Consider the following 11,005-nt stretch of genomic DNA (forward strand, 5'->3'; position numbering starts at 1 on the left):
TTTCCAGGTTGCTCAAACAGGCGCGTTATCGAGCTAATACCATAGTTGCATAAACTCGTTTATGGAAGGGGATGGAGAACCAATACGGGTTTTAGAACGTCCTAAAACGGGTTTGAGGACGTTTTTTAGTAGGCGATTGACCAAAATAACTCTTGTCTTAACCAACGAGAGGAATGATTTTATGCCTTTTTATTTACTGGCTTATGTATCGGCGTGGCAACGCTATTTTGATTTTACCGGGCGCTCGACAAGAAAAGAGTTCTGGCTGTTTTTTCTTTTGCACTTTGTTGTCACTGTGCTGTTTATTGCCGTGGATATTTCCTTTCCCCAATTTGGCTGGGGAGATCTGATTTACGGCGTGGTGAGTTTTATCCCAATGGTCGCGATTATTGTTCGTCGACTGCATGACTCAGGGCGATCTGGCTGGTGGGGCTGGGTTTTTGTGGTCCCAGTCATTGGTCCTTTTTGGCTTATTTATCTGCTGGCATTGGCTAGTCAAGACGAGCAATTACAGCAAGGAGCGTTACGATGAAAACACCTACCTTTGCAACGCTATTATCGTCTTGTTTAGTGTTATCTGTGTCTAGCAGCAGTGCTGCTTTTGGACAGATCTCTGAGCCAAATATCAAAGGCATTTTAACCGTGCATCAGATGACTCAAGGCCAGTTATTGTGGCTAAAAGGTCGTGTAGGAGATGGTTATTATGTCGGCCTAAATGGGCAAGGGCAGTCTTGCTCGCTAACCGTATCTGTTGCTATTGGTCAATACAGCGAAGATAGCCGTTTGGGCATCAAGCATGTGGGTGGGGTAAAGATTGCCATCACAAGCCAAAAGTTGAGTAATGCGATTTTAAACGGCCAACCTATTCGAAGTGACGAGTGGAACGTTACTCAAACTGACCAAGGCGTAGGAATCGATGGTTATATAATCAACGGAATCAGTCTCGAAGAGGGGTTTGCTCTAAACGCCAAAAGACGTTGGGTCTCTTGGCTGTTAGACGAGAAAGCAGAACCGGATTGCCAGTGATTTTAAATAGTCAGTGACTTTAAGAGTAAGGTTTTTATGCCCCGTTTAGTCTAACGGGGCATTGCCTGTTTGTTAGGCATTGGCAGCTTCAAACTCTTCAATTGCACCAAGTGCTTGTGTGCCGTAAGTGAAGGACGGTCCTCCTCCCATAAGAACAGCGACGTTAATCACCTCAACCAGCTCTTGTTTGCTTGCACCTGCTTTTAATGCGGCATACACATGAGCAGCAATACAGCCGTCACATCGAGCGGCGATTCCGATCCCAAGTGCAATCATTTCTTTTGTTTTCAGATCAACTTCACCCGGAGCCATCGCCGCTTGATGAAGATGTAGGAATGCCGATAAGGTTTCCGGGCTCTGTTTTTTGTACCCTTTTCCAAGAGTATTTTGATCTTTTAGAATTTCAGAATATGACTTCATAACATTACCATAAGTAAAGGCTAAATAAGAAATTGCTAATATACAGATTGCACAATGAAAATCAAGCCTATTGCATATGGTTTCGTTTACACCTACTCGGTTACTCGGCGTAGAAGGCAGTAATGCAGATTATGTAACAGCCATTACTCATCGAGATAAACGACTAACAAGTCGGCATCAACAGCATTGGCTACTTTAGGTACAGATGAGAACAGCCTGCTGAGCAATTTGTGGTGATGACCGCAGACTACGAGGTCGACTCCCATTTCTTTGACTAATCCTGACAGTTTGACGTGTAAGTCGCCGACAACGGCCAAAAATTCGGTGACGGGATAGTCGACTTTTCCTGCTAACTCTTTTAGGTCATTCTCCAATGACAACTTTTCTTTTGGTGCTAGCACTACGCTGTCTGCCTCCACGTAGACAAAAGAAAGCTTGCATTTATTGCTTTTGGCTAGCGCAACCGCTTTATCAATAACAGCTTGGCTTGACGGAGATAAATCAATCGCCACCAATATATGTGTATAGTTCATTACCTTGTCTCCCTATCCGTAGCTAAACACTTCAAGTCTAGCACTGTATGGAATGGTGTGAATTTCAGGTGGGTGGCTGTCCCAATCGAGAAATCCGACTTGTGAAATTTTGAGCGGCTAGCGTCTCTTGCCTCATAGGCAGCGTGTTATGAGCCATTGCAGCGATTGATCACGTTTTCTAGCGTCATAATTCCAAACGTAATTTTCCGTACGAAGGATTCAGAACTGCCAACGAAATAAAAGTGAGGGTGCCTAGACCAGATTTTTTGCAGTTTTTTGTCCAGTTTAGCGGCTTGTGGGGATGATTCTTTTCTAATGGGGTTATTGCTGCTGATGTCTTGCCCACTGGCGGCGGCGGACTCAAAGAAAATCACCGCGTCATAACGAGCGATCTCTTTCTCAAAGCTAGAATTCACCGCTTTAAAAAATTCGTCTTCTTTACCAGGCCAGTAAGCGAGGCCATCCAGTGATCCTCGGTCACAGACAAGTAACCGATCTGGATACTGCACTTTATGGATATCTTCTAAGTTTTTCTGCAGTTGAAAAATGGTTTTTTGCACCATTTTTATTATTTGCTTGTTGTCTGAACGCGTAATTCCGCTGGAAAAAAGAACTGTGGCGGCTTCGGGGACAACCGCAATTTTATGGCATAGCTCTCTGCGGAACAGATCCAGAGCAGTGGTTTTTCCGCCTCCTGGACCGCCAGTAACAACGACTTGCAGCTGTTTTTTCATCAAGGCCTCTAACTTGCTGGTTGTTATATAAAAAGCTTAGTCAAAAAAACGCGACTGGTTAGATTGAAATGACGACAGACATCACCTTTACTCTTAAAAGAGCAGGATGCAGTGCTTAGGGCATAACAGGAAGGTGGTATGTATGAGTAAACCGGTGATCGCGGCCAATAAGCCGATAAAAGTCGAGCAAACGAAGGGTCAAGAATACTATTTTTGCGTTTGTGGTCACTCAAGTAACCAGCCTTACTGCGACGGTTCTCATAAAGGCACAGGCTTTAAACCGCAACGCTTTGTCGCCGAAGAAAACGGGGACGCCTACCTTTGCCGTTGTAAACATACCAAGAACCCTCCTTATTGCGATGGAACGCATAAACAGTTTTCAGATGATCAGGTTGGCCAAGAAGGGCCAGGAGTCGAGGTTCAATCCGTACAAGGTATGCCAACCGCCGCAGCAACGAAAGAAGAACCTACGGTTGAATTTATCCATCAACTGGCCAGAGAAGGGCTGAGCAAACTGGGCAGTCATGGCCCAATGACGGCGATGGGCGTACCTAGACATTCTTTACCTCACTGGGACGATATACAAATCATGGTGGCGCAGATGGCCACTCAGCCTTTGCTTGAAAATGTGCCTGTCAAAACGGAGCTGGTTATCGGCCCCAAGGCGAAAAAACCGTTAAAGCTAAACATCCCCTTGTTTGTGTCAGACATGAGTTTTGGTGCACTGTCGGAAGAAGCAAAGGTGGCGCTGGCGAAAGGCGCGGAATTGGCCGGGACGGGGATATGTTCTGGTGAAGGGGGAATGTTGCCTGAAGAACAAGCCGCGAATTCGCATTATTTTTATGAACTCGCCAGTGCGAAATTTGGCTATGACGAAACGAAATTAAAACAGGTACAAGCTTTCCACTTTAAAGGTGGTCAGGGTGCGAAAACGGGTACTGGCGGCCATTTACCTGCCGCTAAGAATGTCGGAAAAATTGCGAAAGTGCGCGGTTTACAAGCGGGTACGCCTGCGGTTTCTCCGCCCACATTTGAAGATTTGCACACAGTGGAAGACTTTAAAAAGTTTGCCGATCACGTACGAAAAATCACTGGGGGGATTCCTATAGGCTTCAAGCTCAGTGCCAATCACATCGAGGAGGATATTCAATTTGCGGTCGATGCGAGTGCCGATTACATCATTCTGGATGGGCGTGGGGGCGGAACAGGTTCGGCACCAAGTATGTTTAGAGATCATATCAGTGTACCGACTATTCCGGCCTTAGCGCGAGCAAGAGCGTACCTTAATAAAATCGGCGCGAGCGGCGACGTGACATTTATCATTACAGGTGGTTTACGCGTACCGATGGATTTTGTAAAAGCGCTCGCTTTGGGGGCGGATGGCGTCGCTATTGCTAACAGCGCGATGCAATCGATCGGTTGTGTGGCGGCTAGAATCTGCAATACCAACAACTGTCCGGCGGGTATCGCGACGCAGAGAGAAGATTTACGCCAACGGTTGAATGTGGAAAAGGCCTCTAACCAGTTGAAGAATTTTTTTGAGGCATCTACTGAGCTAATGCAGGTGATGGCAAGGGCATGCGGCCACCACGACTTGAATCAATTTAACCCCAATGATCTGGCGACATGGAACCGAGAAATGGCGCAGTTGTCCGGAGTCCGTTATTCAGGGCTTCTGCCTATAAACCGCGATAATCGATCTGAGCAATGAACCTTCAGGCTACATAATGGGTTTCACTAACACCCAGCTCCAAAGATGAATTTGGAGCCGAGAGATTGGCATTAGAGCGGTTTAATGTTTTGGTTCATCCGGAAAAAGTTCATTGGGTCGAACTTCCTCTTAATCTCTTGCAAACGAGTAAAGGTTGGCCCATAGGCTGACTCTGTACGGTCTGATTCATCATGGGTTAAAAAGTTGATGTACGCGCCGCCACTCGCGTAAGGTTTTGTTTTAGCGAAAAACTCACGCGCCCAAGCAATGCAACGTTCGTCTTCGTCCTCTGTATCCCAGCGTCCGTGTACGTTGAGTACGTAATTGGCGTCTCGACTTGAATAGGCCATCGACTCTGGCGCAGGTCGTGCAGCCGCTCCACCAAGTGAAGCGATAAAAATTTCACATTGCGATGAAGGAAGTTGGCCTGCGTATTCGATTGCCGCGTCAATAACCCCTTCACTAAGGTGAGTGAAGTTATGTGACTTCCAGTAATTGCGAGCCCCAGGGGTAAGTAGTGGGTCAAAGGCTTGCTGCCAAGCTGCGAACGGTTGCACGCCAATATGTTCACCGTGTACGTCACCAAATGCTCTTAATGGCTCAATCAGCTTTTCACCTTCAGACGGGTCACCGACATAACAGATCGCCAAAACCACCACTTCTTTGCCGTGCACCTCTTCGGGCAAAAAAGGCAGTGGTGGTGCTTGTCGAGAAACCATCCAAACACTTAGCTCATCCGGAGCGGTTTCGGTAAAAGTGGCGAATTGGGTGATGATGGACTTGGCTTGCTCAAACGGAAAGACCATCAGCCCACTCAATACATCGGGTCCGACAGGGTGAAGCTGGAATTCGAACTGGGTGACAATGCCAAAGTTCCCGCCGCCGCCGCGTAGCCCCCAGAATAGATCGGGGTTCTCGGTGGCGCTGGCGCGCAGTTGTCGCCCGTCAGCCGTGACGACATTAGCCGATAAAAGACTGTCTACCGTCATGCCGTACTTTCGGGTTAACCAACCAAACCCACCGCCCAGTGTCAGGCCCGTAATACCAGTGGTAGAGTTGATGCCAACTGGAAGTGCCAGGGCGTGCTGTTGTGTTGCAGCGTCGACATCGCCCAATGTGCAACCGGGCTCGACTGTGGCTCGTTGAGTGTCTGGGTCAATGGTGACTTGCTTTAAGAGCGAGAGATCGATCACGATGCCATCGTCACACATGGCGTTACCCGCGATGTTATGCCCTCCGCCACGAACGGAGACGAGTAGGCCATTATCGCGCGCAAAGTTGACGGCTTCTACCACATCATCGGTGGACGTACAGCGGGAAATAATGCTGGGTTTGCGGTCGATCATCGCGTTCCAAATCTGGCGAACTTCATTATAGGATGGGTCGGTGGGCAGAATGACTTCGCCACCAAATTGATTTTTGAAGCCGTCTATTTTTGTTTGTTCTAAGCTTTTCATACGAGTTGCCTCACATGTTTTGCATGAGCGCGTGAACATCCAGAAAAGCAATATGTACAGCGTTCAAAGCGTCCATACTCAACAATTTTACTTAGCGTAGCTATTTAGTGTTTTAAACGAATCTGCTCCTACTGCTTACAAAGAGCAGCCTGAGCTATGATCGTAGTTCAAAGTAAGCAGATGCGCGTTATAAGGGGGGAATGCGTGTTTTTAAGACATGAAAAAAGGTCGTCAAGCGGCTCCCCACCAGACGACCTTTTTGTGACATATAAAGGTGATTACTTCTGCAGTTGCTCTTTGGCTGCTTCGACCTTCGAGAAATCAAGTCCTAGCTCTTCAACCGCTTCTTTAATCAAAGCAGGGTTTTGCATGACTTGGCCCATCAATAGTTGCAGTTTGTCTTGAGGTAACCCCAGTTGGCTGATTGTTGCCATTGCCGCAAGAGGGTTTTGTGTCAGCACTTCGAAAAGTTCGCTGATCTGTTGGTCACTGATATTATTCTCTTTCAACATCGCAATAATCGGGTTCATCACACTACCTTTTAAACACTAAATAAAATAGAAGCGCAGTTTACCACTGGGCTCGGTATGATTGCACGTAGACAGATTCAACTCATCCATGATTAATCGCTCAAGGCGAGCCACTTGGTTCGCCTTTAAGTCCGATCTAATACGGCTGACTAATCACTAAGACAGCCCTTTTGGGTAAGTAAATGAGCCAACTTTTCGGTAAGGGTAACTAGCGGCATAACCGCGCCAACCAGCGAAATAATTTAAACTGACTCGGTAAATAAAACAGATATTCAGGATGCCATTGCACGCCGTAAATGGGTTTATTCTCTGTACTTTCTATCGCTTGAATGAAGCTATCCAGATCTCGTCCTACAACGCGTAATCCTCTGCCAACATCTTTAATCGCTTGATGATGCAGGCTATTGACTCGTAACTTAGGTTTGCCGCATAACGTAAATAGATCGGAGTCTCTATCGACAAAAACCTGCTTGGTTGGCAGAAGCCCTGGGCGGTTATACGTCTGTTTGCGTAAATTTGAGATATCCGCATGTAAGTTGCCACCGAGTACGACATTAACCAGTTGTGCACCACGACAAATCCCCAAAATAGGCACATGATTTTCTAGTGCCCACTTGATCCACTCTATCTCTAGTTGATCGCGTTTTGGATCGAACTCGTCTCGTTCACTTGCTTCTCCGCCATAGTGTTCAGGGTCAATATCATCACCACCGCCGATAATGACACCATCGAGCGAGTTCCCCGACCAACGGTGTTTCACACTGATTCTCTCAGGCTTTGCGCCCACTAAGATAAGCGCCAGTTTTGTGCACCACCAAGATGGTGACCAACTACGATGATTGCCCGTTACCCCAATTCTCGGTTTTTTATCCATAGGTTGACTTCCTTCACCCAATCATTGCGTTTTACACCAATCAGCGGCAGAGACAGTTGTCTAAAACGACGAGATAAAAAGTTCAGTGCCGTAGGATCAGCCGCTAAAACTTCGACTAAGTGCCATATATTCCAAGAGGTTGCGAAGCTCCAATGCGTATTTTCAATCAGACAATCTGGCAGGCGGTAATGAAATGTCGGCCTTTGGTTTACTTTGCTGTCAGACACAGTGTTATGCACTCTCTGTTGATCAATAAAGGCAAATAACGGAAGCATATCCAAGGCGCGGTTCCGGCTTGGGTTATGAACAAGGTAATCGTCAATCAAATCACTCATATCCTGATACGTTTTGTCGAGAAGTAGTTCGACGTACTCTTCAGAATATAGCTGGATGTATGGGCTGATTTTTCTCGCTAAATTAACGTCATGCGCCTCATTGAGCCACCACTGTAATAGCCCAAATGCTTGCAAATAACGATGAACAGTCTGAACATCAAGCGATGGAAGTTCAGGGTTAATATGAACACCAAAAGCAGCCACGACGGAGTCATCTGTGCCTTTAGCACCTGCATTGCGTAGAGCAGGGATAAGCTTATCTAACTGTTCTAGCTTATCTAACGGGAATGGCGGAGAGACAATTTCTACTGGGACAACAGATAGCGCGATTTGATGTAAAAAATCCACCCACTCATGACCATCATCGTTGATTTTTGCATCTAAAGCGGTGCTCTTAAGAAACTCCCAGTCTAATTCGACTTTGAATTTGCCGTATTCGGGTGTCTGCAAAATGTACTCAACAGCAGATTTTCTTTCGAGTTCACCACCGAATACATCTTTCAATATTTGTGTGACGTTTCCTATGGTTAGACCGGTAAATTCGATCTCAAATCCAACATGTCGCACGTCGTCATTTTCTGTGGTGGTTACAGGAGGTGTTTTAAAAGCCATCATAGCCTCCATTTGTTGATAAGATTAACAGACTCAATAAGTTGCTTATTGAATAGCCCATTCATAACATAAATGACTATTTCAAAAAACATGAAACCTTTGCTATCTGTTTAAGATGAGCACCAAAGTGGACAAAAACAAGTTTTAGCCTTTATCAACGATCGGAGACATATAATCGAGGTTGGCTTCAATGGTTTTTTGCAAAGCTTGCTTAAGAATTGTCCCCGTTGTTACTCGTGGGTTGAGAATCAATGCGCGGTGTGCGGCATTGCGATCGCCTGTTACCAAATTAGGGAAAGCAGACTAACTCTGCTAGAATCCGCTCCCTTCCTATCTTCAGGACAAAGTGCGACAGTCTTGTTTAGAGCGGAAACCACACAACCCACTATCTCGGTTAGTTAGATACTTAGGAACTCGTTATGATGACTGATGAACAAAGAATTGAATTACAACAAAATAATCCATTACACGGTCTTAAGTTAGAAACAATGCTGCAAGAACTGGTGGATTTCTATGGCTGGGACATTCTCGATACAGCTATGCGTTTTAACTGCTTTCATACCAACCCATCGGTTGCGAGCAGTGTGAAATATTTGAAGAAAACGGAGTGGGCGAGAGAAAAGCTAGAGAACTTCTACCTATACCGCTTTAAGCGTATGCCTCGTGCTTCTAGCGAAGAGTATGATCTGTCTCCGCGAGCTCGTACGTTCCCACATGGTCTGAAGCCGAAAGAACCAATGGAACTGACGGTTGACTCAATCTTGAAGTCACAAGCTAAAGCGGCCTCTGCGCATAAAGAGCGCTCGTCACGTAATCGTCATTTTCGTCGTTAATTCAGTTAACGAACTCGGAAAAATAGAAAAGAGCCATGCATAGGTAACTACGCGTGGCTCTTTGCTTTTAAATGACAGAACCTGCCACCTGCTATTTGTGGTAGCGTTCTCACTTTATGCAGGACTTGCTAAAAAGTATTCATGCTCTCGTTCATCCCTAAAACACATCTGCCTTAAACCCTACTTCGACCTTCATAAAACCTTGTGGAATGCGTAAATACCTATCTTTAAGGTGTGGTTTGCGTATTGATCCAGAGCATATTTCAAGAAAGTGCGAGCTAATAGAGTAACTTAATTTTGGATAAGGGGTACTTAGCAGCTGAACTCAGGAATTAATCATTTACTGGCTGAGTCAGCAGGGCGTAAAGCGTTTCTGAGAGTAATTCAGCGATCTTTTCTTTATCAATAGGCAATGCTTTGTGTTGAATAGAGTAGCCTTCAATATAAGGCAGAAGCAATGACGCTGCTTTTTCAGCATTGGCTCTGCCGTAACCTTCCCAAAGTGCACAGGCCCTATCTACGGAAGATGCGTAGAATTGATTGAGTTTATCCTCAAGTTCTTTATTTCGAGTAGAGACAGCCCAAAGCTCTCTAAAGACAAGGCATGTATCACTAATGTGTTCAGCTTGCCCTAATATGAACAGGACAAACTCATAAAGCCCTTGTTTTGGATCGCTGACATCTTTGCTTGGGGTATATTGTTCAACTCCTTCATAGCATTGAGCCAAGTAAAAATCCGCTAAGTAATTCAAAAGCGTGTCTTTATTCTTGAAATGATGTTGGACATTGTTAAGGCTCTTACCTGCCGTTGAAGCTACCTTTCTCATGCTAAGTCCTTCTACACCGGAGGTTTTCAAGATAGCTAAAGCCGACTCCATAATCTGGTTTCTTGTTTCAATACTACGACTGTTCAAATGTATATCCCCATATCGAAGTCCATGACGGAAACTCAAATTATATCAGTAGCTACTCATGGGTCAATTGACCCACAAGTTTATTGACAGGCCAGTTTTTAATCATTAGCATTGCACTTATTGGGTCGATTGACCCAATAAGTATTGTGATGTGAGAGAGTAATCCATGAAAAATGTACTTGTGATTAATGCCAACCCTAAAACGGATAGCTTAACTAAGTCTTTAGCAGACAAATATCGTGAGACCGTTGGTAGCAAACATGAAGTCAAAGTCATTCATGTTGGGGATTTAGATTTTGAGTTAGATTTACATGAAGGGTATAACGCAACCCAAGAGCTGGAGCCAGATTTAGTGAACGTACAAGACCAGATCACTTGGGCCGATCATGTCGTTATTCTCTCTCCTGTTTGGTGGGGAACAGTACCCGCAAAGTTCAAAGGGCTACTCGATAGAACTTTACTTCCTGGATTTGCTTTTCAGTATGAGGAAGGAAAGGCAATTCCTAAAAAGCTGCTAAACGGGAAAACCTCAGAAATTATTGTAATGCTTGATACCCCTGTATTTTGGTACAAGTATGTCCAAGGCAACGTTATCTACAAGCACCTAAAGAAAACGGTATTGGATTTTTCTGGTATCAAAAACAAACGAACTACCTATTTTGGGCCAGTGATCTCTTCCAAAGAGAAGGATATTGAACAATGGCACAAAAAAGTCACTCAGTTGGCTGCGAACATTTAATCGCGTCACTTTGATAACTGGAGTTCAAAGAGCTAGGTTACTAACTGTCGCTTATTGTATCCTTCCGTGAAATATATTTTCCACTGAGTTTGCATAACACCATGCGGACTAAAATTACTGAGCCGTAAGACCGGCTTTGTCCGCTTTTGGGAGATTTCACATATCTTTATTGCGCGGCATATCATTAGTACAATTTGGGCTATTTCTGGAGAGGATTTATTAGCGCTCTGTCGCGCAAACTTGGAATGAGGCAAGGGTGAGTCAGGTCAGATCGCCTGACTCGTCAG

Annotated in this window: 13 protein-coding genes; 5 read left to right on the forward strand and 8 right to left on the reverse strand. The window is 45.2% G+C overall.

Annotated elements, in window-relative coordinates:
- Positions 1–181: 181 nt before the first annotated feature.
- Positions 182–532: a DUF805 domain-containing protein gene (locus tag VNE01S_RS04220; protein WP_053396120.1), complete on the forward strand. Its 351-nt coding sequence runs from the start codon at positions 182–184 to the stop codon at positions 530–532.
- The gene (locus VNE01S_RS04225) at positions 529–1,026 is read left to right on the forward strand and encodes a hypothetical protein (protein WP_053396121.1); all 498 of its coding nucleotides are present in this window, start codon (positions 529–531) and stop codon (positions 1,024–1,026) included. Before VNE01S_RS04220 ends, VNE01S_RS04225 begins: the two co-directional genes overlap by 4 nt.
- Before the next feature lie 72 nt (positions 1,027–1,098).
- Here VNE01S_RS04225 and VNE01S_RS04230 read toward each other — a convergent pair whose 3' ends face one another.
- From VNE01S_RS04230 to VNE01S_RS04240, 3 genes are all read right to left on the reverse strand, one after another.
- The gene (locus VNE01S_RS04230; protein ID WP_053396122.1) at positions 1,099–1,446 is read right to left on the reverse strand and encodes a carboxymuconolactone decarboxylase family protein; all 348 of its coding nucleotides are present in this window, start codon (positions 1,444–1,446) and stop codon (positions 1,099–1,101) included.
- Positions 1,447–1,589: 143 nt separating this feature from the next.
- Positions 1,590–1,979 (reverse strand): universal stress protein, encoded by a 390-nt coding sequence (locus VNE01S_RS04235; protein WP_053396123.1) that lies wholly within the window; start codon positions 1,977–1,979, stop codon positions 1,590–1,592.
- A 146-nt stretch (positions 1,980–2,125) separates the two neighbouring features.
- Positions 2,126–2,713, reverse strand: coding sequence for an AAA family ATPase (locus tag VNE01S_RS04240; protein ID WP_053396124.1), 588 nt, complete (start codon positions 2,711–2,713; stop codon positions 2,126–2,128).
- A gap of 142 nt (positions 2,714–2,855) precedes the next feature.
- Here VNE01S_RS04240 and VNE01S_RS04245 point away from each other — a divergent pair, with 142 nt between their 5' ends.
- The gene (locus tag VNE01S_RS04245) at positions 2,856–4,424 is read left to right on the forward strand and encodes a glutamate synthase-related protein (protein ID WP_053396125.1); all 1,569 of its coding nucleotides are present in this window, start codon (positions 2,856–2,858) and stop codon (positions 4,422–4,424) included.
- Between the two features lie 71 nt (positions 4,425–4,495).
- Here VNE01S_RS04245 and VNE01S_RS04250 read toward each other — a convergent pair whose 3' ends face one another.
- The 4 genes from VNE01S_RS04250 to VNE01S_RS04265 form a co-directional block, all read right to left on the reverse strand.
- Entirely contained in the window at positions 4,496–5,881 is a 1,386-nt protein-coding gene (locus tag VNE01S_RS04250) for an FAD-binding oxidoreductase (RefSeq protein WP_053396126.1), read from the reverse strand.
- Between the two features lie 278 nt (positions 5,882–6,159).
- Positions 6,160–6,411, reverse strand: coding sequence for a DUF2999 family protein (locus VNE01S_RS04255; RefSeq protein WP_053396127.1), 252 nt, complete (start codon positions 6,409–6,411; stop codon positions 6,160–6,162).
- A gap of 208 nt (positions 6,412–6,619) precedes the next feature.
- A complete protein-coding gene (locus tag VNE01S_RS04260) occupies positions 6,620–7,285 on the reverse strand; it encodes a gamma-glutamyl-gamma-aminobutyrate hydrolase family protein (RefSeq protein ID WP_053396128.1) in 666 nt (221 codons plus the stop codon).
- Entirely contained in the window at positions 7,258–8,232 is a 975-nt protein-coding gene (locus VNE01S_RS04265; protein WP_053396129.1) for an amidoligase family protein, read from the reverse strand. Before VNE01S_RS04265 ends, VNE01S_RS04260 begins: the two co-directional genes overlap by 28 nt.
- A 419-nt stretch (positions 8,233–8,651) precedes the next feature.
- Between VNE01S_RS04265 and VNE01S_RS04270 the strand changes: the two genes are divergently transcribed.
- Positions 8,652–9,065, forward strand: coding sequence for a VF530 family protein (locus tag VNE01S_RS04270; protein WP_053396130.1), 414 nt, complete (start codon positions 8,652–8,654; stop codon positions 9,063–9,065).
- Between the two features lie 332 nt (positions 9,066–9,397).
- Here the strand turns inward: VNE01S_RS04270 and VNE01S_RS04275 are convergent, their stop codons facing one another.
- Positions 9,398–9,979, reverse strand: coding sequence for a TetR/AcrR family transcriptional regulator (locus VNE01S_RS04275; protein WP_245649869.1), 582 nt, complete (start codon positions 9,977–9,979; stop codon positions 9,398–9,400).
- Positions 9,980–10,145: 166 nt separating this feature from the next.
- On the opposite strand from VNE01S_RS04275, the gene VNE01S_RS04280 reads away from it, so the two are divergent.
- Complete coding sequence (locus VNE01S_RS04280; RefSeq protein WP_053396132.1) at positions 10,146–10,718, forward strand: NAD(P)H-dependent oxidoreductase; 573 nt, start codon at positions 10,146–10,148, stop codon at positions 10,716–10,718.
- Positions 10,719–11,005: the final 287 nt, after the last annotated feature.

Origin of the sequence: Vibrio nereis NBRC 15637, assembly GCF_001591105.1 — a bacterium.
Lineage (GTDB): Bacteria > Pseudomonadota > Gammaproteobacteria > Enterobacterales > Vibrionaceae > Vibrio > Vibrio nereis.